This window comes from Helicobacter sp. CLO-3 (genome assembly GCF_001854545.1).
Taxonomy (GTDB): domain Bacteria; phylum Campylobacterota; class Campylobacteria; order Campylobacterales; family Helicobacteraceae; genus Helicobacter_B.
This window is the reverse complement of the sequence record NZ_MLQN01000028.1, coordinates 1-21,048: the sequence shown is the minus strand read 5'-3', so window position 1 is coordinate 21,048 and position 21,048 is coordinate 1. Positions and strand designations below refer to the sequence as shown.

Genomic DNA, 21,048 nt, shown 5'->3' with positions numbered 1-21,048 from the left:
TAGTTGCGGATTTTTTGTGCCTTTTCTTTTGGTGTGTGATTCTGCTTTTAGAAATGCGAAGTGTTAGCGCAGCATTTATCAAAGCAGCATTTCTTTGTGTGGCTAGCCCACGCAAAGAGCAGTGTTGGTAATTTTGGCTTTGACAAAATTACTTGACAGATTTGTATTTTTAAACTAAAATTCTTTGAATTTTAGTTTAAATTTTTATATTAATGCAATTTTACTTTGGCTTAGCTTTTGGGAACTTTTAAGGGAACTGTAGCAATCATAGAAGCATATAAATAACGCTAAATAGGCCTATTAGTGCATTTATATCATATTCCCCACGACTCCACCATTTTGCTTTTTCTTACTTACCACATCCCACAAAAATCACCCAAATATCTACCACAAATCGCATCAAACCCATGTCATTATCACTAGAATCTTGTCTAAATATCGCTATATTTTTCAAAGAAAGCCAAAAATCTATCAATCAAGCCCTGCTTTTTCTGCGCCCTTTCTTTTCCTTTATCGCCAAATAGCGACATAGCAGGCATTATGCTATCCAAATCCGTGCCAGTCGTCTTTACAAAACCATCCCTAAAGCAATTATTTATAAATCTCTTAGCGCCATCAGAATCCAGCCTTTCATCTTGGATGATTTTTTCGAGCTCAAGCTCTTTTTGCTGCGTCGCGTATTGCATCCATTCATCATAAATATCGCCAGTTGAAGCATTGATTTTCTCGATAAAGCCATCGATAAGCTCTCTTTTGCTTCTTAGCTGCTGGGATGAAGTGATGGCTCTATTTATATCGCTTACTATCTCTTTGTCCTTGCAGTTGCTTTCATGATATTTGACGACCAAAGCGATGATATAGTCTATATTTACCTCGATTTGCTTGATGAGCTCCATTTCAAACTCGACATCATTTATTATGCTTTCTTTCTCGGCATTATCGCTTTTTTTGCCCTCTTGATACATATCGACATAAACACCTTGATAATCCTGCAAATCTCTATCAGAAATCAGCTCATCACCCACAAACTCATCAAACACAGACAAAATATTTCTTAGCCGCAAAATCTTGCCAAACAGCCTTATAAACTCTTTTTTATCCTCCTCGCCTGCGATAGGCTCTCCTAGCGGGTAGATTTCTGGCAATGTTTGGATTAAGTTTTCATACTCCTCATAATACTCGCCAAAGCTTTTTAGTAGCACTATACCACTTGCATTTTTGTTGCCAAAAAGTGCTAGCGCCTCTTCTGTTTCTGCATCAAGATTCCTAAAGCAGACTATATTTCCAAAAGTTTTGATAGAGTTTAGAATCCTATTTGTCCTAGAAAATGCCTGCAACAATCCATGATATTTTAGATTCTTATCCACCCACAAAGTATTGAGCGTCGTCGCATCAAAGCCTGTCAAAAACATATTCACCACGATTAGCAAATCAATCTCGCGATTTTTCATCCTTAGCGACACATCTTTATAATAGTTTTGAAATTTTTCTGCAGATGTGTCATAGTTTGTTTTAAATGCCGCATTATAATCGCAAATAGCCATTTCCAAAAAATCCCTCGAGCTTTTATCAAGCCCGCTTGTATCTTCGGAATTTTCCTCATCTAGCAAATCTTGATAGCCCTCATTGACGCCAAAGCTATAGATTATAGCGATTTTCAAAGCTTTGTTTGGCTTTTGTAGCATTTGCTTTTTAAACTCCGCATAATATTCTTTGGCAAAATCGATAGACTCAACGGCAAAAATCGAGTTAAATCCTTTCATCATGATTTTGTCTTTTTTCTCTTCTATGGTATTTTTATTTTTTGCTTTGGCTATTTCTTTGATATTTTGAAGTTTATTGAAGCTATAGGATTTATCATCCCTTTTTGTTTTTTGGTTAAAATGCTCCAATATATAGGCGACGATATTGCTGATACGCTGCTGGTTTTTTAGTGCTTCTTTTGTGTCAATATCTCTTACTTTTGTATCTATGGTATTTTCTTTTGATTTTATGGTATTTTCTTTTGATTTTATGGTATTTATATATTCGACTCTGAAGGGCAAAACATTTCTATCATTGATAGCATCGATGATAGTATAAGCATGTAGCGGTTGTGTAGGCTTGCCTTCTTCATCTGGTTCGCCGCCAAACACTTGGGGCGTGGTTTTTAAAACTGCCTTTCCACCACTTCCGGCATTTGCAGCAAAAATCGGCGTGCCAGTAAAGCCAAACAAATAATATTTTTTGAAACTTTTTACAATCGCCGCGTGCATCTCGCCAAATTGCGAGCGATGGCACTCGTCAAAAATAATAACTATATGTTTGCCAAACGCCTCATGAGCTTTATTTTTCGCGATAAAAACGCTAAGCTTTTGTATTGTCGTGATGATTATTTTGCAGTTGTCATCCTCTAGCTGTTTTTGCAGGATTGTTGCTGAAGTGTTGGAGTTTGCTGCGCCTTTTTCGAAGCGATCATATTCTTTCATTGTTTGATAGTCTAGATCCTTCCTATCCACGACGAAGAGCACTTTATCGATCCCTTCTATCTCTCTAGCCAGCTGTGCTGTCTTAAATGATGTGAGCGTTTTTCCGCTGCCTGTTGTATGCCAGATATAGCCACCACTTTCAGCACTTCCAAACCTTTTATAATTTTTGGCGATTTCGATGCGGTTTAAAATCCGCTCGCTTGCTGCTATCTGATATGGGCGCATCACCAGCAGTAGATTCTCGCTTGTAAGCACGCAATATTTTGTCAAAACGCTCAAAATCGTATGCTTTGCAAAAAATGTTTTTGTAAAATCCACCAAATCAGGGATTTTATTATTATTTGCATCCGCCCAAAATGAAGTAAATTCAAAGCTATTGCTCGTTTTTTTGCTAGCTTCATTTTTGTTTTGCATCTCGATGATTTGGCTGTGTCGCGTCGTGTTTGAGTAGTATTTCGTGTTTGTGCCATTTGAGATGACAAAGATTTGTATGTATTCAAAAAGCCCGCTTGATGCCCCAAAATTATCCCTTTTGTATCGCTCTATCTGGTTGAAAGCCTCGCGTATAGATACGCCCCTGCGCTTTAGCTCGATATGCACCAAAGGCAGCCCATTGACCAGAATCGTCACATCATATCTCGCCTTGTGCTTGCTTACTTCTTCTTTGTATTGGTTGATGACCTGCAATTTATTATTGTGTATATTTTTGGTGTCGATGAGTTTTATATTGATTGTTTGTCCGTTGTCTCTTTTTAGATTCTGGATATAGTCCATTTGGATTCTGTGCGTTTTGTCGATATGATTTTCATTGCTCCCAGCGATATTATTTTTGAAAAACTCGCCCCATTCACTATCGCTAAATTTATAATCATTTAGCCCCTCTATTTGCACTCTTAGATTTTGTATCAGATTTTTTTCATCAGTAATATTTATATATTCATAGCCTAGATTTTCAAGCATTTTTATAAAATGCGCTTCAAGCTCCGCTTCTGACTGATAGCTTGTAGAGTTGCGCTTTTCTGGTGTGTATTCTGCTACTACGGTGCTTTGATTGGTAGCTGCTATTTGGCTATAAGATTTCATGATTTTCCTTTATGCTGATTTTGTTTGTCATTGCGAGCCCTTTTTCGTCATTGCGAGGATTCGCAGAATCCGAAGCAATCCATACCACAGAATCGTCATTGCGAGCGAAGCGAAGCAATCCTTTTGGATAACTAAACTTTTGCGATAGAAATAGGTATGTGTTGTATGTTTTTATTGACTTGGCAAAAATAAGCCTGATAAAATACAAAATCCTTTCTTCCTTCAGTTTTGCATTTTTCTTTAACTATTTTTGCAATTTTTATTTTATCTTTTTCAGAAGTATTTATGCCAAAGATAATTCCATGCAAATCACTAAAACGATATCTGTATATCCTTTCTTCGTTTGGCAAGCTATCATTTAGAAAACTATCAATTATAAGTCGATATTCTTTTTCGTATTCCCAATCCTTGGTCTTTTTCGTCGTTTCCCTGTATATGTGTTGCCAATATTCATCTCTATTTTTATCTATATTTTGCATAAATTGTTTTTCCTATTGGGCTCAAATTGCCATTTTCATCGCTATAAAAACGATATAGGCTTGCATCTGACATCCCCCAAAGCATATTAAAAAAATCAATCTCTTCAAAATCATCATTGTATATAACTTCTTTGAATTCCAAACAGCGCTCATTTGAGCTGGTGTTAGATTTATTTACCTTCTCCAATTCTATTTTTTCATCAACCTCAAATATCAGACATATTCCACTATGCCCTTTTGCATAATGTCCCCACACAGATGAATTGTGGCACTCCTCCATGAAGCTAGCAATGTAGCATTCTGGATATATAAATTTTTCTATACTTTTTAAATAAAAATTCACAAAATCAAAAAAAAGGAAAGAGCTGTTGTTGTATTTTGGGTTGCTTACCAACTCTATAGTGCTTAATTTTGTATACCATTTTATAGCATCATCTATATGACAAGAAATATGGATGATTTTTTTATAATATCCTCCATAGGTAATTATTTTTTCTTCCATAACATCAATAATTTTGGTATCCATATTAATACTTGGCATTCTAGAATCGGCTTTTTCTATATAGTTTATATAGCCTAATTTTTCATATTTGCTATGTATTATTTGAAGTGCAATGAGATGAATTTTATTGAAATATGTTTTTAGCTCCTCCATACCAATATTTGCCGCCCTCTTTGCAAGTTTTTTTATAAACCCCCCCACATTTTTTTATAAACTCTTTATAAATTTCATCATGGTGTATATTTGGCATCATAAAGTGATTGTCTCTAGGATTAATAGATATATAATCCTCAACATTAAAATTATTTGTATTGCGAAAAACCTCACAAACAAAAAAAGTTTTTTCCAAGCACACAAGGTAATATTTGAAAAAATTTTGCCAGACAATCTCATCGCCCTTAAAAACAATATTCCTAAATCCTTCCATAGGGTCATTAAGCTCGCTAGGGCTGGCGAAATAAATCTCTTGTTTTTCCAGCTCACCCTTACCCAAAACCCTCTCTATACTTCTTAGCCGATAGAATCTTTTCTTAGCCATTATTATCTCCCAAAATATTTATATTATACCACATGCAAAATCTAGATTCTGCATCGCCTTTGTGTTATGTTTATGATGTCCGAGGCTTTTCTTTAAATGTCAAAAGTTTGTCCCTATAGTATTCATATTGCTTTTTGCGTAAATTTATCTCTGCTGGCAAGCCCTCGCTTATATCATTTGTCAAAGTGTCAAATTTATCTAAGATTCTGACTATTTCTTTTTGGATTTCTTCATGAGGGATTGCAAGTTTTATTTGCTTTAAATTTTGCTGATTGATTTTTGGGGGCAAACCCATAACTATACTACTTACATCGATTGTCTGCATATAAAAATATACAAATCTTAAATTGACTAGTGGCGTTTCTTTTAGTATATGCGCGTGATTATTGACCCATATTTTTCCGCTCGCCCAATGCAATACAGGGCTCTTATCTTTATTTATTACGCTTCCATCTTCCCCAATCAATAAAAAATCACCATCAAAAATATAGTCATTTACATAGTCCTGAATTCCATTTGCTCCATAATATGGATATTTTCCAGCAACTCTTTTGTTTTTTGCAACAGGTTTTCTTAGATTATCGAGAATCTCACACACTTTCCCCAGCTCCTTAAACTCCACGCCATTGGGGTGGTATTTTTTATAGAGATTATATAGCTTTGTATTTGGTGCAAAATCAAAGCTTAGTAATTTATCTCTATAGTATTCATATTGCTTTTTGCGCAATGTTAATTCTGTTGTTAATTCTGTTGTTAATTCTGTAAATGCGTCTAGGATTCTGACTATTTCTTTTTGGACTTCTATATGAGGGCGCGGGATTCTAATTCTTTTAATTGTATCTAAGTTAAGACTAGTCAATATGCCCTGCCCTTTATCTTTAATATCTTGATAATTATTTGCTAAAAAATAATATAGGAATTTATAATTTAGTGTTTCCGCAACTTCTAGCGCACAAACAGACTGGTTTGCAGCAAGCGCTATTTCATTTACTGCACTTCTTGCTACTGTAGCCCCTGTCATTGCGAGCAAGACTGATTTTTTTCTAATCCATTTTGCTGAGGATTTTTTTAATCCAAGTTCCGCAATATTTTTTTCAGTTTTTACAATAGAATTAAAATTAATTTCTCCAGACCTCAACCAAGGAATATTGCCATTATAATACTCTGCATTAGTGCTTTTTGGCGTTCCGCCCGCAAAAATTTTTTCACATCCCCCATCCAGCTCCACAAACTCCACGCCATCGGGGTGGTATTTTTCTATCAATTTTTGTAATTTGCTAGGCATTTTATTCCTTTTGTTTTTGGTGTTTTTTGGATTGCTTCGTCGCTTCGCTCCTCGCAATGACGGGAGGAGAAAGGCTCGCAATGACGATTCCGTCTTTTTATTGCCACAAACTTTTTTTGTCATTGCGAGGAAGCCAAAGGCTGACGAAGCAATCTACAAAAATAATCCGCGCATAATAACCATTTAACAATCATACCAAATCCTCATATAAATCTCTCCAATTTGGATTTGAATTTATAATAAGCTCTAATTTCTTTGCTCTACTTCCGCCTTTAAGCTGCTTGTCTCGCAAAATCGCATTTTCTATATCATCAAAAATTTCATAATATCCCAACTTATCCACACCATATTTTTTAGTAAATCCATCTGCAACTTTATTTTTATGCTCGTATATTCTTTTAATTAAATTGCTTGTAACACCTACATAAAGCGTGCCATTTGGTTTATTAAAAAGTATGTAGATATAGGCTTGTTTCATTTATATTCCCTTTTGTTTTTGGTGTTTTTTTGGATTGCCGCGTTCCACTTCGTTCCGCTTGCAATGACGATTTTGCGGTTTGGTTTGCTTCGTCGCTTCGCTCCTCGCAATGACGGGAAAAATCCTTGCAATGACGACTCTATTCCGTCCCTCACCGTCATTGCGAGCAACGCAGTTGCGAAGCAATCCATATAATAGATTGCCGCGCTCCCTGCGGTCGCTCGCAATGACATTCTATGCGCCTCCTTCGATTTCAGCGATGATCTCATCGATGCCATCGCGCAGGGCATTTACCTTTGAGACGATTTGGCTTATTTCATTATTTAGCTCGGCTATGTTTATGATTTCTCGCGTGTCTTTTTGCTCGATATATGAGCTTACAGAGAGATTGTAGTCATTTTTGGCTATCTCATCATTATGCACTAGCCTAGAAAAATGCTTTTTGTTTTTTCTAGTCTTAAAGGCTTTGAGGATATTATTTATATTTTCATCGGTTAGCTTGTTGTTATTTGAGACTTTGATAAATTCTTGCGTAGCGTCGATGAAAAGCGTCGAGTTTTCACTTTTGCACTTTTTTAGCACCATTATGCAAGTAGCGATAGAAGTGCCAAAGAAAAGATTGGCAGGCAGCTGGATGATGCAATCTACAAAGTTATTTTCTATAAGATATTTGCGGATTTTTGCTTCTGCGCCGCCGCGATACATAATCCCCGGAAAGCAAACGATAGCCGCCGTGCCATTGCTCGCAAGCCATGAGAGTGCATGCATGATAAAAGCCATATCTGCTTTTGATTTGGGTGGCAGCACGCTAGCGGGCGCGAAGCGCGGATCATTGATAAGCAAAGGATTATCATCGCCTATCCATTTGATAGAATATGGGGGATTTGAGACGATCGCCTCAAATGGCTCGATGTCGATATGCTCCTTTGAAGGCGCGGTGAGCGTATCGCCATGCGCTATGTTGAATTTATCATAGCCGATGTCGTGCAAAAACATATTGATTCTGCAAAGATTGTAAGTCGTGAGGTTTATCTCTTGTCCGTAGAATCCATTTTGGACATTTTCTTTGCCTAAAATCTTGGCAAACTTCAATAATAGCGAGCCTGAGCCGCAAGCTGGGTCATAGACTTTATTTACTTCTGTCTTGCCAAGGATAGTAAGCCTAGCCAAAAGCTCGGATACTTCTTGCGGGGTGAAAAACTCGCCTCCGCTTTTGCCTGCATTGCTCGCATACATCGACATGAGATACTCATAAGCATCGCCAAAAGCATCGATCGTATTGCCTTGCAAAGAGCCTAGATTCATGCTTGCTATGCCATTTATGAGCTTTACTAGCTTGGCATTGCGCTCTTTTACAGTGCCACCTAGCTTTTTGCTATTGACATCCATATCATCAAACAGCCCTTTAAAATCATTTTCGCTCGCACTTCCTTGCGCGGATTTTTCTATGTTTTTAAAGATAGATTCTAGGGTGACATTTAGATTCTCATCTTTGCTTGCCCTATCTTTTACATTGCAAAAAAGCTCGCTTGGCAGGATGAAAACGCCTTTTGCATTGATAAGAAAATCTCTTGCTACCTCTGCCTCTTCATCTGACATCTTGGAGTAGTCAAAATCCGCTTCGCCCGCTGCTTTTTGGGTGTCATCGATATGCTTGGCAAGATTTTCAGAAAGATAGCGATAAAAAAGCATTCCTAGCACATATTGCTTGAAATCCCAGCCATCGACACTGCCGCGCAAGTCATTGGCGATGCTCCAGATAGTGCGATGCAGCTCTGCGCGCTCTGTCTCTTTGGTGTTGTCTGTGGTGCTTTCTGTGGTGCTTGTCGTATTGCGTGTGTTTTTTGCGCTTGCCATGTGTTTGCCTTTATTTATGCATGTTTGATTGTGGCGCGTATTTTAGCGTTTGTTTGCTGTTTTGTCTATTGTATTTTGCGTGTTTGCGTATTTGGTTGGCATGTTTGGCTATTGTGGCTTGCGCTAAGGCTTTGGCGCGGGCTAAGATTATCGATGAAAGTTTGGCGTGTGCGAAATTAAAATCAGATTCTGGCTTTTGCTGCATGATAGCAAGCGGGTTTATATTTCCGCGTTATTGCCACTTTTGGCGTTATTTCCATTCTCGCGAGAGTGCGTGGCATTTCATGCAGTTTAGGTTTAGCTGCTGGTATGCCTCATACGCGCGCAGTTTGTAGCCTTTTGCCAAAAAGTTTTCAAGCGCGATGCGCTGCTCGACGATATTGCTCATAAATGACTTCATAATAGGCGAATAATTCATCGTGGTGCTATCCAAAAACACCTCGATATTAAATTTTTGTAGCGCGTTAAAATCATCTTTGTGCTTTTGGATGCCTTCTTTGATGATGTCTTCTTTGTCGAGGAAAAATCCCTTGCGGATGAGGTCAGAGTCGTGCTGGAGATTTTGCATAATCTCTATGATGTTGGATTCTAGTGCGCTGGCGGTGTTTATAAAAAGTGCAAAAATTAGCGATTTTTGTAATATTTTTTTGAAATTGATATTTTTGGGTGCATTTATAAAAATATTTAAAAATATTTTTGCGGGCGTGGTTTTTGGTAGTTTTTGCGATAATTTTTGCGCGAGTTTTTGTAAAAATATTTGTGGCAATTTTTGCGAGGTTTTTTGTGGCAATTTTTGCAGAATTTTTTGCGACATGGCTTTTCCTTTTGCGCGGAATTTTTGTATCATTCTATAATGAAGTCTGTAAAAAATGGCTAAATGCCAAGCAACTTGAATGCCAACGACACAAATAAGGAGTGCTGGCCATGCTAAAAGAGCTAAAAACTTGCTACAAATGCATCATCATCCTAGGGTCTATCAATCTCATCGCGGCGTTTTTGCTGTATTTTTTCCTGCGCGGGTGGATGCACGCGATAAGCTTTGAAGCGGCGTATTTCTCGACATTTCTGGTCGTCATCAGCTCGTATTACACGCTAAAAAAGCGGCTAGATAGAGATGTGGCAAATGCGAACACGAGCGGCGCGGGTGCGGGTAATGAAGCGCGGGCGGATTCCGGCGCGGATTCCAGTTTGGATTCTCGCACGCCAAACGCCAGCCAAACGCCAGAATCTAGCGCCAGCACCGCCCAAGATTTTAAGGATTCTAAAGACGCCAGCGACACTGCCGAACTCGCCAAACCCTCGCCTGTGTCGAAGTTTTTCCTAGGCATCCAGCTTTCTTTTGGCTTGTATCGGCTCGCATCTTACATCATCCTTGGCGCGCTTTTGGTGGTGCTTATGGATTCTCACACATTCAGCGTCATCGGCTACATCGCGGGCGTGATGGTGTGCCTGCTTAGCGTGATATTGTTTCGCATCAAGCACCCGCCAGAAAATGCCAGCTAAAGCAAGCCGCGCGAGAACCCAGCGCGCCAAACGCTAGAATCCAAAGCGCCAGAATCCAAATCCGCGCACATTTTCCCACCAAGCATTAATGCAAGCATAGCAAGCGCAAATTGCCACGCGATTAATGCAAAATTTTAGCCGCTTTTGCTATAATCGCGCGTCAAAAGCCAATCAACAGCCAATCACCGGCCAAATACCAAAAGGATATCAAGTGAGTGCAAATACCATATTTGAAACCATCATCGGCTTAGAAGTGCATGTGCAGCTAAACACGCGCACCAAGATTTTTTGCTCCTGTGCGACAAGCTTTGGCGATGAGCCAAATAAAAATGTCTGCCCGACTTGTTTGGGGCTTCCGGGCGCATTGCCTGTGCTAAATCGCGAAGCGGTGAAAAAGGCGGTCTCTTTTGGCACCGCGATAAATGCAGAAATCAACCAAAACTCCATCTTTGCGCGCAAAAACTACTTCTACCCCGACTTGCCAAAAGCCTACCAAATCAGCCAATATGAAATCCCAATCGTAGGGCGCGGAAACATTGAAATCGAGCTAGAAAATGGCAGTAAAACGATAGGCGTCACGCGCGCGCACCTCGAAGAAGACGCGGGCAAAAATATCCATGAAGGCAATGTCTCAAAAGTGGATCTAAACCGTGCTTGCACGCCATTGCTTGAAATCGTCAGCGAGCCGGATATGCGAGATTCTAGCGAGGCGGTGGCATATCTTAAAAAGCTGCATTCTATCGTGCGCTTTTTGGGTATAAGTGATGCAAATATGCAAGAAGGGAGCTTCCGCTGTGATGCGAATGTCTCAATCCGCCCAAAAGGCGATACCAAGCTTTATACGCGCGTGGAGATAAAGAATCTAAACTCTTTTAAATTTATCCAAAAAGCCATAGAATACGAGGTTGCGCGCCAAATCGAAGCATGGGAAGATGGCAAATATGAGCGTGAAGTCGTGCAAGAAACGCGCCTTTTTGACACCGCCAAAGGCGAGACGCGCTCCATGCGCGGCAAGGAAGAAGCGGCGGATTATCGCTATTTCCCGGATCCTGATTTGTTGCCAGTGTTTATTGATGAAGCATTGATGAGTGAGGGCAGGCGGATTCCAGAGATGCCAGATGCTAAATGCGCGCGCTATGTGGCGGACTTTGGGCTAAGCGAGGCGCAGGCAAAGGTGCTAATCAGTCAGCTAGAGCTTACGCAGTTTTTTGAAAGCATGCTAGAATCAGGTGCGAGCGCAAAAGGTGCGCAAAACTGGCTTACAAACGAGCTTTTAGGACGATTAAAGGGTGAAAATACCTTGCAAACTTGCGGGATAGATTCTAAAACTTTAGCCACGCTTGTTTTGCGCGTAGAATCTAGCAAGATAAGTGGCAAAAGTGCCAAAGAAATCCTCGATGTGCTGGTGGAGCAAAAAGGTGGCGATGTGGATGCGCTCATCGAGTCTATGGGGCTAGCGCAGGTAAATGATGATGGCGCAATCATCAGCGCGATAGAATCCATCATCGCGGCAAATGCCGATAAAGTCGCAGAATACAAAAGCGGGAAAGACAAGCTTTTTGGATTCTTTGTCGGGCAGGTGATGAAGAGTGCCAAAGGCGCAAATCCTGCACGCGTAAATGAGCTACTCAAAGAGCGGCTATAGCGCGCAAAATAAGGCGCGAAAATAAGGTGCTAGTATTTAGGAAAAGCGCCTAGAGCGCGCTTTCAGAGAGGCAAAAATGGCGTTTGTCTGCGGGATAGATGAGGCGGGGCGCGGGTGTCTGTGCGGGAGCATGTATGTCGCTGGCGTGGCGTGCGATGAGGCGGTGGCTGCGCGGTTGAAGGCGATCGGCGTCAAGGATAGCAAAAAGCTTGCGAAAAAAAGGCGCTTTGAGATTCTGGGCGCGCTAAAGGCACTAGAATCTAGCGGTGAAATCTGCGCTGTCGTGATAGAAAAAAGTGCCGTAGATATCGATGAGCGCGGGATAAGCGCGTGCATCAAAGAGGCGATAGAATCCATAGCCGCGCGCTTTTGTGCGTGGATAGATGAGAGGGGGCTTGGCGCGGGTTTTGGCGTGGATTCTGGTGCGGGTTTTAGTGCGGATTCTAGCGTGGTGGATTTTGATACGCGCGCGGATTTTGTCAAAGTGGATTCTAGTGCGGGTTTTGCAAAAGTAGATTCTGGTAAGAATCCAAATATAGATTTATTTTCATATTATGAAAATCTAGATTCTAGAGCCAATCCAAAATCTAGCGCTAGCGCAAAAGTAGATTCCAAGCTGGCTGATTCTGGATTGGCAGATTCTAGCGCGGTAGATTTTGGCGAGCTAGATTCTAGCGCGATAGATTCTAGCGCACCAGAATCCAAAATCGCGCCACAATCCCAAAGCACGACCGCGCATAAAAACAGCGAAAGATTCCGCATATATATGGATGGCAACTCAACCTTTGGCGCGCGGATCCCGGCGCGTTTGCAGCTAGAGACTATCATCAAAGGCGATGATTTAGTCGCGCAAATCTCAAGCGCCTCGATATATGCCAAATGCGCCAAAGACGCGCAGATGCTAGAGCTTGACGCGCGCTATCCGCAATATGGGCTAAAAGACAACGCCGGCTATGGCACCAAATCCCACATAGACGCGCTAAAAGCACTCGGCACCACCCCGCACCACCGCCAAACCTTCCGCTGGGATAAATAAAATATAGGCTCAATCAATTGCTTAAACCTAGATTTATTGCCAAATTAGCAATTTTTCTACTATAATCACAACTTATTTTTGCAATAAAACCACCAAAATGGAGCCATAAATGAAACAAGCTAAAAATGCAAACAACCAAGTAGCACATGTATTTTTTGGTTGTGATGAGAACTATGTCAAATATGCTGCAGTGACGATACAAAGTATCATCGCAAATATCAATAAAAAGCTAGAATCTAGCAATATAAATGATGTAGATAATGCAAATAGCGCCATTTCTATCGGGGGGGGGGCAAACATATAGAATCTAGTGCAGATTCTAGCGAGCCTCAAGCAGAATCCACACCAAAACCACAAATAAAATCTAGCACACAAAATATCATAGAATCTCAAAACTCTAAAACAAAAACAACAGGATCTAAAGGCGTAGAATCTAACATCACCTCATTTTGCTTCCATATCATCACCGAGCCGCTATCAGATAAGACAGCCAAAAAGCTTAAAGTCCTAGAATCCAATCTAAGCGCTATGTTTCCTACGCAAATTATCACGCATTATACTTCACAAGAGAGGTTTAATTGTTTGTGTGCTTATGGGGAACATAAAAATTTTGCTGCATATTTTAGATTGTTAATAGCGGATTTTATTGATAAAAGCGCAGAGCGTGCCCTATATTTAGATACAGATACGTTAGTAATGTGCGACATACGAGAGCTTTGGGATGTGGATTTTGAGGGTAGCACTGCACTTGTGGTTAAAGACATACTAGAGCAATCTGTATATATAGAAAGATTTATAAAACTTGGGTTTAAAAATAATTTTGATACAAATAAATATTTTAACTCGGGTGTGATGATGATGAATATAAAAGAGTGGAGAAGGCTGCCCCTTAATGATATTTTTTCTTTTGATACAAGCGTTGTTGCCGATCAAGATTTTTTAAATTATATAGTTTATGGCAAAACAAAACTGTTGCCTTTTGCTTGGAATATGCAGTGGCGAGATAAAAGGATTCTAGAATTCGATTCATCATCGCAAATAAAACATGGTAAGTTGTTAATGTCCTCAATCTCCGAAGACGAGTTTGAAATCGCAAATACCAAACCAAAGATTGTTCATTTTGTTTTTAGCAAACCATGGTTTAAAAGTTATATAAAAATAGACAACAAATTTGTGGTGCATCCATATGCAAAAGAGTGGATGAGGGTGGCCAAGATGACACCTTTTGGAAGTGAGATATATAGTAACTATATAAAAGAAACCATAGCATTCTGGTTACGACAATATATACCTTTTGTTTATAAGGCTTTGCATGGCACAAAGCGGATACTAAAGCCATATAAACAAAAAATAGCAAGGTAAATATCGCAAGAAGCAAATCGCTTTAGCTATGCTTTATTATACGCATGCTTCACTCAAAAAGTGCGGAGCCTATGCGCACCATATTTGCGCCATGCTTGATAGCTAGCTCAAAATCACCACTCATCCCCATAGACAGCACGCTGACATTTGGCAGGCTATCATAGAGCGCCTTTGTCAGCGCGAAGCTCTCCTCCACCAAGCCCATATCATCGCTATTTGCACCAATACTCATGATGCCACAAAGCTCCAAAAACGGCGCACTCTCGCGGATCTGCAAAAACGCATCGCGCGCAGAATCTAGGCTAAAGCCATGCTTGCTAGCCTCATTCGCGGCATTTACCTGCAATAGCACGCGCTGGATTCTGCCAAGCCTAGTGCATCGCTCATTTAGCGCAGCTGCCAGCTCGCGCGAGTCGATGGAATGGATGAGCGTGGGGTTTAGCGCAAGCAGGGCGTTTATTTTGTTGCGCTGCAAAGAGCCGATGAAATGCCACTCTATTGGCGCGCCCGCCGCTCTACTCGTATTTGAAGTGCCAAAAGTATCTTTTGTGTGTGGCGCGCCAGAATCGCTTTTTGTTTGACGCGCGCTAGAATCTGTAAAATCTGTAAAATCTCTAGAATCCAAACTCGCAGCCCCAGCGCCAAGCACCGCATTTACCTGCGCCATTTTCGCCTTCAGATCTTGCACTTTGTTTTCGCCAAACGCACGCACCCCAAGCCTATGCAACGCCAAAATATCATTAAAATCGCGGTATTTGGTGACAGCGATTAGCTCTGCGCTATGAGAATCTAGCCCATTTGCCTTGGCATATTTTTCGCACGCGCGCTGGATGCGCGATGATATAGCGGCGAGGTTGGCGGATATTGCGCCGGTATCAGCGGATGTCATTGCAGCTCCACTCAAAACTTTTCAAAATCTAGATTCTAGCAAGTGCTTAAAGCCCAAACGCCTATTGCCCGCCAAAATGCACCAGCGCGCTACCCCAAGTAAGCCCGCCGCCAAAGGCATCAAGCAGCAGCAAATCGCCGCGCTTCAGCTTGCCCTGCGTATAAATCTCATCGATAGCCATAGGGATGCTCGCCGCGGAGGTGTTGCCATATTTTTGCACGGTCAGCACCAGCTTTTCAGCGGGGAAGTCGAGCTGCTCTGCCACAGCGGAGATGATGCGGTAGTTTGCCTGATGCGGGATGAAATAGGTGACATCTTGCGCGCTTAAAGCATTGGCGCGGAGGATGGATTCTGCATCGGCGATTATCGTGCGCACGGCGAGCTTGAAAATCTCATTGCCACTCATATGCAATCTGCCGCCGCTAGGCAAAGCGCGCAGGCAAGAAGGCGCAGAATCAGAAGGTGCGGGACTTGCGCCACGCGCGCCAGAATCCACCCCGCCGCCTTCTCTCGTCGTCTTTAGCAGATCCGCATACGCGCCATCCGCGCTGATATGCACATCCACTATCGCTTCTTTTGGATTCTCTGTCGCGCCTATCACCGCCGCGCCCGCACCATCGCCAAAGAGCACGCAAGTGCTCCTATCGGTGAAATCCAAAATCGAGCTGATTTTCTCCGCGCCCACTATCAAAATGTTGCGATACGCGCCGGATTCTACGAAGCTTTTGGCGATGCTTAGCAGGTAGATAAACCCCGTGCAAGCCGCGCTTATATCAAACGCGGGCTTATCATGGATGCCTAGCTTTGCGCTTATGAGGCAGGCGTTGGAAGGCATCGCGAAATAATCTGGGCTCAAAGTAGCGCAAATCACCAAATCTATCTCGCTAGGCGCGATATTTGCGCGCTTCATTGCTAGCTCGCCAGCGATCACGCCTAGATCGCTGCTGCCTTGATCTTTGGCGGCGAAATAGCGCGTCTTGATGCCGGTGCGCTTGGTGATCCACTCATCATTGGTGTCGATTATCTCTTCAAAATCGCGGTTTGTTATGACATTTTCTGGGACATACGAGGCGATAGAGCGCAGGCAGGCATACATTTTTTCTCCTTAGCGGTTGTGGGTGTGGCGATTTGGCGGATTGGCGCGCGTCAAGCCAGCACTCGCGCCGATACAAAAGCTAGCGCAAAAACCGGTGCAAAAACGCGACATAACGCGACATTACGCAAAACCGCGAAAAATTTCGTTATTTTATCATACCTCTTGCAAAATACATATAGAATCGCAACGCATAATCTACGCGCTAGATTCTCTCCAGATTCTCTAGTGGCAGAATCCGCCAGCGCTTTTATAGCTATTTTGCAGCCAGCCCATCTCACAACCCTTAGTTTGTAATCTTTGTTTGCAATCCTTATTTTTGGCAGTCCTTATTACAGCGCCTTGATAAATCGCTCTAGCCTATCTAGCCCCTCGCTTATCTGCGCCTCGCCACAAGCAAAGCTCATGCGTATAAAGCCCTCCATACCAAACGCCAATCCCGGCACAAACGCCAATCCAGCCTTTTCAAGCGCTTGTTTGCAAAACTCCATAGAATCCATTTTGCGCGCGAGTTTTGAGATGTCGATAAATAGATAAAACGCCCCGTGTGGCGGGATGACGCTGATGCCTTCTATTTTGTTGATTTTCTCGCACGCGAGGTTTCTGCGGCTCAAAAACGCTTGGCGCATGGATTCTATCTTATCATCGACTTTGCCGCTAAGTGCTACGATAGAGGCGTGCTGCGTGATGGAGTTGATGTTTGAGGTGCATTGGCTTTGCAGATTTGTCATGAGTTTGACTAGCTTTGTGTCCGCGCACGCGAGGTAGCCCATGCGCCAGCCTGTCATCGCCACAGATTTGCTTAGCCCATTTATCGTGATGGTGCGGCGGTAGCTGTCCTCGCTCACAGATGCGATAGAGGTGAAGCTACCTTCATAGATGAGCTTTTCATACATTTCATCAGAGATTATGTAGGCGTTGGTGGATTCTAGGATTTTGGCGATTTGGGTTAGCTCATCTTTGGTATATACCATGCCTGTGGGGTTTGAAGGGCTTGTGAGGACTAGGGCTTTGGTTTTTGGCGTGATGGCTTGTCGCAATTGCTCTGGCGTGATTTTGAAATCAGTAGCCGGCGAAGTCTCGATAAACACGCTTTTGCCGCCATGATAAGACACAAGCTCGGGATAAGTCACCCAATAGGGCGAGGGGATGATGACCTCATCGCCCTCATCAATGAGCGCGGCAAACGCATTGAAAAGCGACTGCTTCGCGCCATTGCTGACTAGAATCTGATTTGGCGCATAGGTTAGCGCGTTTTCACGCTGGAGTTTTGCGGCTATCGCGGATTTTAGCTCGGGGATGCCGGCTACTGGCGTGTATTTGGTGTAGCCTTTGTCAAGCGCATCTTTGGCAGCGTCTTTGATAGCTTGAGGCGTGTCAAAATCCGGCTCGCCCGCAGAAAAGCTCAAAATATCTTGCCCCTTTGCCTTTAGCTCGGAGGCAAGCGTGGCGATAGCGATGGTGGCGGATTCTTGGAGGTTTTTGATGCGGGTGGAGTATGCTGGTGTCATGGTTATCCTTTTGTTAAGGTTTGGTGTGCGCGTAAGGCTAGGCTTGGCGCTTGTTTTGGGCGCTTGTTTTAGGCGTTTGCGAGAATCTAGCGAGCTAGACTAGCGCGGATTCTAGCGCCAACCCAAAGCCAAATTTGTGATATTTTAGCAGAATCTTGATTTTATAAAGATATTTATTTGTAAGAAAATGTTTTGTGAAAAATATTTGTGCGGAAAATTAGAGAAAGTTTTTGCAAGGGTTTGCAAAGTTTTGGTGTGGCGCGGTGCGGTTTTGCTTGGTTTTGTTTTTGTGTGAGATGTCGGCAGTTTTGGGATTTCGCAATGGCGCAGAATCCGCGAGAATCACAAAAGTGCAGAATCTTCGAGAATCACGCACACAAAAACTGCGAGAATCTAGATTCTGCCTCTTTGGCTATTTTTTGGATTCTACCAAGCCCACCAATCGCGCCACGCTTGCCAATCACGCCGCATTTGTCACATGCGCTAGAATCTAGCCCACTCACACGCACCAAGCCCCAGCAAATCCACCACCAAACCAAACGCCCTTACGCGCTCATCAACCCGCCGCTTATATAATTCACCATATGCAGCTTTTGCACAAGCTGCGCGATTAGCCCGCGCATCTCGCGGCTTAGGCTGTCATTTTTTATCATCGCGTCAAAATCTTTGAGGCTGATGTTTGGCGATTTGGTGCTCAAAAAATCCACCGCCATCATATCATCGCAGTTTAGCACGCCATCATTTTGCAGCTGGCGCGCCATCGAGCGGAAGCTATCGGCATCCGCCAGCCCATTTTTCACATACTCGCGCGCATTTATCGCAGCGCTCAGCTCCCTGCTCGGCGTGAAAGTATCCTCTATCTTGCTAACCCAATCCACCCTAGATTTGCCCGCATCCGCCTGCGCGCTGCTATCCACATCGTTCGCCACCTCGCTCGCTTTTTGCGTGGCTTGCGCGGCATTCGCACCAGAAAGACTGCTAAGAAATGCTAGCATATCTTGATTTTCGCTCGCCTCTATTGTGCCGGGCTGTGGCGTGCTAGATTGCGGCTTTGTCGTCGTGTTTAGCCTAGAGGTAAAAAGCTCGTTTAGCCCCATATTATCGCTATTACCGATAGTATTCATCATATCTCCTTGCGTATTTTGCATATTCAATATTTTGCTAAATAAGCAAAAATCATTCCGATTAGTCGGCAATATTTTAGAAATTTTAGTAAATGAAGCGAAAAATTTACGATGGATTTTCAAGCGGCTTTTAATCAGCAATCCATTCGCAAGAAATTTGTAAATTTCTTGCGAAAATCAAATAAAAGGCGCACAAGCGCCAAACCTAGATTCTGGCGGATTTACAAAATTTGCCAGAATTCAAAATTTGCAAAGCAAATTTTCAATCACATCAAATCTCCGTGCACAAGCGCATATCCTAGATTCTAAATTAGACAAAACTTCCAGCCGTCATTGCTTAAAGAAGCTGGTGCTTTGCGAGCACAGCAAGGCAAAGTGTAGCCTCTTTTAGTAATCTATAAAAACAAGGTGCTATTTGGATTTGGTTTTTTGTCACTCTGCCATTGCCTTTATCCTTGCCGCTAGTCGCCAGCTTTTTGCAGGGGGACAGGGGGCTTAAATTGGCAAGACCGCCCCCTAGTCCCCGCACCCCCTTACCCCTGTCAGCCTTTCAAGGTGCCGCGCTGACGCGCGAAGATTTTATTTGACTAAAAATCCTTGCGGATTTTTATTTTTTAGATTGCTTCGCTGCGCTCGCAATGACGATTTGCGGATTCTAAATTATTGCAGAATCCAAAAGCCAAAGCATGCCAAACCCAACCAAACGCTAACCTAGCGCGCGCTAAATAGCTACAAAACAACCTTCCTCAAACTCCAAACCAAAATCCAAGAAAGCCAAAAGCGCGCAAAATTCACCAAGCTCCAGTCAAATCCTTGCGCGCCCAAAAAGCCAAAAGCGCGCACAAAGCAGACACATCGCGCCCCTCCTTACATCCCCTTCCACGCGCCTCTTTGTGCCTTTATCCTTCGTATATCTTTGTAAAAATCGCGCCGCCTAAGCCTGATCTCACCACCACTACCACCAGCCCTGCCAGCCTTGCCACCACCAGCACCAACACCGGTAGCGCCAGCGCCAAAATCACCAGCGCCGCCGCCACCGCCAGCACCGCCAGCACCAAAATCACCGCCAGCCTTCAGCATCGTATGAAAAAGACAATGCGCCTCTATCCCCTGCACCCTAAACCGATAATCCCTATGCCAATGCCCAAAAATCCAAAACTTCGGCTTCTTCCCCTCCCCTATCAGATGCTCCAAAATCCGCTCAAGCTGCAGCATATTTGGATCATGCATCTTGTGCCTTATATCCATAAATCTACGCAGCTTATCAAGGAACAAAAACGGACAAGTATGCGTCACGACAAAATCCAGCGCCCCCCGATGCCTATCTATCCTATCAAGCGCGTGCAAAACATCGGATTCTGCGATATCCTCGCCACTCCACCAAGTGACATTTGGCACGCGAGACTCCCTATCAATACTCTGCGCGCCACCCATCGTGAGGATGCTCCTGCCCGCTATCTTGTATATCTCGCCGCGCCGCAAGTGGTAGCATTTGCCCTTGATATACTCGCCGACCACCCCGCCAAACTTTTTGACCCGCTTTAGCTTATCCAAGCGGTTGAAATTCTCATGATTCCCATCGACAAACAAAACCATGCAAGGAAGCCGTGAGATTTTATTTTTTATTTCTAGCTCATCATCACGCGTAGATTCTGGGCGCGTAGATTCTTTGTTTGTAGGATTTATATCACTCCACAGCACGCCAAAATCCCCGCAAATAATGATAAAATCATCTTTTTTATAATTTTTTGGCAAAAATATTTTGTCTATATCCCTACTATGATGCGTATCGCCAAAAAAGTGTATATGTCCCATTTCGCACCTTTGCTTTGGCTTTTGTTTTATTTGTTTTGTTTTATCTTACTTTTGCCCTGCGCCCGCCAATCTAGCCCCACATTCTACAAAACTTTTACCAACTTCGCTTCACGCCATCACAAATTTATGCTACAATACCGCTTTTGTTTCAACCCAAACTCCACACCAAAGGACACTTTATGCCTTTATCTATTACCCCCCCCCTATATACTTAGATTCCAGCCTATTTTAGTTATTTTACTATTCATCATTTTTTCCCTATCCCTCACAAGCTGCGCCAAAGATAGCAAAACAAAATACATCACAGAATCCAAAGCCTACGCATCCACAGGCATAGACCCACACGATATAGAGCAAGTCGTCGAGAAGTCCGCCCGCTC

Annotated in this window: 21 protein-coding genes; 8 read left to right on the top strand and 13 right to left on the bottom strand. The window is 42.7% G+C overall.

Features of this window, described 5'->3' with window-relative positions; all coding sequences use genetic code 11:
* Positions 1–431 precede the first annotated feature (431 nt).
* The 8 genes from BKN38_RS07815 to BKN38_RS07770 all read right to left on the bottom strand — a co-directional run bounded on the left by BKN38_RS07815 (position 432) and on the right by BKN38_RS07770 (position 9,504).
* Positions 432–3,551 (bottom strand): type I restriction endonuclease subunit R, encoded by a 3,120-nt coding sequence (locus tag BKN38_RS07815; protein WP_066457189.1) that lies wholly within the window; start codon positions 3,549–3,551, stop codon positions 432–434.
* A gap of 131 nt (positions 3,552–3,682) precedes the next feature.
* Positions 3,683–4,030, bottom strand: a complete 348-nt coding sequence (locus BKN38_RS07810) for a hypothetical protein (RefSeq protein ID WP_066457192.1) — start codon at positions 4,028–4,030, stop codon at positions 3,683–3,685.
* The gene (locus BKN38_RS07805) at positions 4,014–4,685 is read right to left on the bottom strand and encodes a DUF2971 domain-containing protein (RefSeq protein WP_070957771.1); all 672 of its coding nucleotides are present in this window, start codon (positions 4,683–4,685) and stop codon (positions 4,014–4,016) included. Before BKN38_RS07805 ends, BKN38_RS07810 begins: the two co-directional genes overlap by 17 nt.
* Positions 4,657–5,070, bottom strand: a complete 414-nt coding sequence (locus BKN38_RS07800) for a hypothetical protein (protein WP_070957770.1) — start codon at positions 5,068–5,070, stop codon at positions 4,657–4,659. The genes BKN38_RS07805 and BKN38_RS07800 overlap by 29 nt, the downstream gene beginning before the upstream one ends.
* 70 nt (positions 5,071–5,140) lie before the next feature.
* Positions 5,141–6,355: a restriction endonuclease subunit S gene (locus BKN38_RS07795; protein ID WP_066457203.1), complete on the bottom strand. Its 1,215-nt coding sequence runs from the start codon at positions 6,353–6,355 to the stop codon at positions 5,141–5,143.
* A gap of 190 nt (positions 6,356–6,545) precedes the next feature.
* Positions 6,546–6,833 carry a GIY-YIG nuclease family protein gene (locus tag BKN38_RS07790; protein ID WP_066457206.1) on the bottom strand — a complete coding sequence of 96 codons (288 nt, stop codon included), beginning with the start codon at positions 6,831–6,833 and terminating at the stop codon, positions 6,546–6,548.
* A 234-nt stretch (positions 6,834–7,067) separates the two neighbouring features.
* Positions 7,068–8,690, bottom strand: coding sequence for a type I restriction-modification system subunit M (locus tag BKN38_RS07780; RefSeq protein WP_082942620.1), 1,623 nt, complete (start codon positions 8,688–8,690; stop codon positions 7,068–7,070).
* Positions 8,691–8,940: 250 nt separating this feature from the next.
* Positions 8,941–9,504 carry a hypothetical protein gene (locus BKN38_RS07770; RefSeq protein ID WP_070957769.1) on the bottom strand — a complete coding sequence of 188 codons (564 nt, stop codon included), beginning with the start codon at positions 9,502–9,504 and terminating at the stop codon, positions 8,941–8,943.
* Positions 9,505–9,614: 110 nt separating this feature from the next.
* Between BKN38_RS07770 and BKN38_RS07765 the strand changes: the two genes are divergently transcribed.
* The 5 genes from BKN38_RS07765 (at position 9,615) to BKN38_RS07745 (ending at position 14,236) form a co-directional block, all read left to right on the top strand.
* Positions 9,615–10,193 (top strand): hypothetical protein, encoded by a 579-nt coding sequence (locus BKN38_RS07765; RefSeq protein ID WP_066458556.1) that lies wholly within the window; start codon positions 9,615–9,617, stop codon positions 10,191–10,193.
* A gap of 226 nt (positions 10,194–10,419) precedes the next feature.
* Positions 10,420–11,838: an Asp-tRNA(Asn)/Glu-tRNA(Gln) amidotransferase subunit GatB gene (gene gatB / locus BKN38_RS07760; RefSeq protein WP_233712909.1), complete on the top strand. Its 1,419-nt coding sequence runs from the start codon at positions 10,420–10,422 to the stop codon at positions 11,836–11,838.
* A 76-nt stretch (positions 11,839–11,914) separates the two neighbouring features.
* The gene (locus BKN38_RS07755) at positions 11,915–12,874 is read left to right on the top strand and encodes a ribonuclease HII (RefSeq protein ID WP_066458566.1); all 960 of its coding nucleotides are present in this window, start codon (positions 11,915–11,917) and stop codon (positions 12,872–12,874) included.
* 109 nt (positions 12,875–12,983) lie between these two features.
* Positions 12,984–13,178, top strand: a complete 195-nt coding sequence (locus BKN38_RS07750; RefSeq protein WP_066458568.1) for a hypothetical protein — start codon at positions 12,984–12,986, stop codon at positions 13,176–13,178.
* 155 nt (positions 13,179–13,333) lie between these two features.
* Entirely contained in the window at positions 13,334–14,236 is a 903-nt protein-coding gene (locus BKN38_RS07745) for a glycosyltransferase family 8 protein (protein WP_371113558.1), read from the top strand.
* Between the two features lie 49 nt (positions 14,237–14,285).
* Here the strand turns inward: BKN38_RS07745 and BKN38_RS07740 are convergent, their stop codons facing one another.
* Positions 14,286–15,125 carry a YggS family pyridoxal phosphate-dependent enzyme gene (locus BKN38_RS07740; protein WP_066458501.1) on the bottom strand — a complete coding sequence of 280 codons (840 nt, stop codon included), beginning with the start codon at positions 15,123–15,125 and terminating at the stop codon, positions 14,286–14,288.
* A gap of 61 nt (positions 15,126–15,186) precedes the next feature.
* Positions 15,187–16,221, bottom strand: coding sequence for a beta-ketoacyl-ACP synthase III (locus tag BKN38_RS07735; RefSeq protein WP_066458503.1), 1,035 nt, complete (start codon positions 16,219–16,221; stop codon positions 15,187–15,189).
* A 24-nt stretch (positions 16,222–16,245) separates the two neighbouring features.
* Here BKN38_RS07735 and BKN38_RS07730 point away from each other — a divergent pair, with 24 nt between their 5' ends.
* Positions 16,246–16,515 carry a hypothetical protein gene (locus tag BKN38_RS07730; RefSeq protein WP_143000248.1) on the top strand — a complete coding sequence of 90 codons (270 nt, stop codon included), beginning with the start codon at positions 16,246–16,248 and terminating at the stop codon, positions 16,513–16,515.
* A 35-nt stretch (positions 16,516–16,550) separates the two neighbouring features.
* Here the strand turns inward: BKN38_RS07730 and BKN38_RS07725 are convergent, their stop codons facing one another.
* Positions 16,551–17,729: a pyridoxal phosphate-dependent aminotransferase gene (locus BKN38_RS07725; protein WP_066458510.1), complete on the bottom strand. Its 1,179-nt coding sequence runs from the start codon at positions 17,727–17,729 to the stop codon at positions 16,551–16,553.
* A 230-nt stretch (positions 17,730–17,959) separates the two neighbouring features.
* Between BKN38_RS07725 and BKN38_RS10700 the strand changes: the two genes are divergently transcribed.
* Complete coding sequence (locus tag BKN38_RS10700; RefSeq protein WP_143000247.1) at positions 17,960–18,223, top strand: hypothetical protein; 264 nt, start codon at positions 17,960–17,962, stop codon at positions 18,221–18,223.
* 51 nt (positions 18,224–18,274) lie between these two features.
* Here the strand turns inward: BKN38_RS10700 and BKN38_RS07720 are convergent, their stop codons facing one another.
* Positions 18,275–18,853, bottom strand: coding sequence for a hypothetical protein (locus BKN38_RS07720; protein WP_066458513.1), 579 nt, complete (start codon positions 18,851–18,853; stop codon positions 18,275–18,277).
* An 867-nt stretch (positions 18,854–19,720) separates the two neighbouring features.
* The gene (locus tag BKN38_RS11170) at positions 19,721–20,668 is read right to left on the bottom strand and encodes a metallophosphoesterase (protein ID WP_066453242.1); all 948 of its coding nucleotides are present in this window, start codon (positions 20,666–20,668) and stop codon (positions 19,721–19,723) included.
* Between the two features lie 126 nt (positions 20,669–20,794).
* Here BKN38_RS11170 and BKN38_RS07705 point away from each other — a divergent pair.
* Positions 20,795–21,048 (top strand): hypothetical protein (locus BKN38_RS07705; RefSeq protein WP_176754200.1); only part of this gene is annotated, 254 nt, incomplete at its 3' end.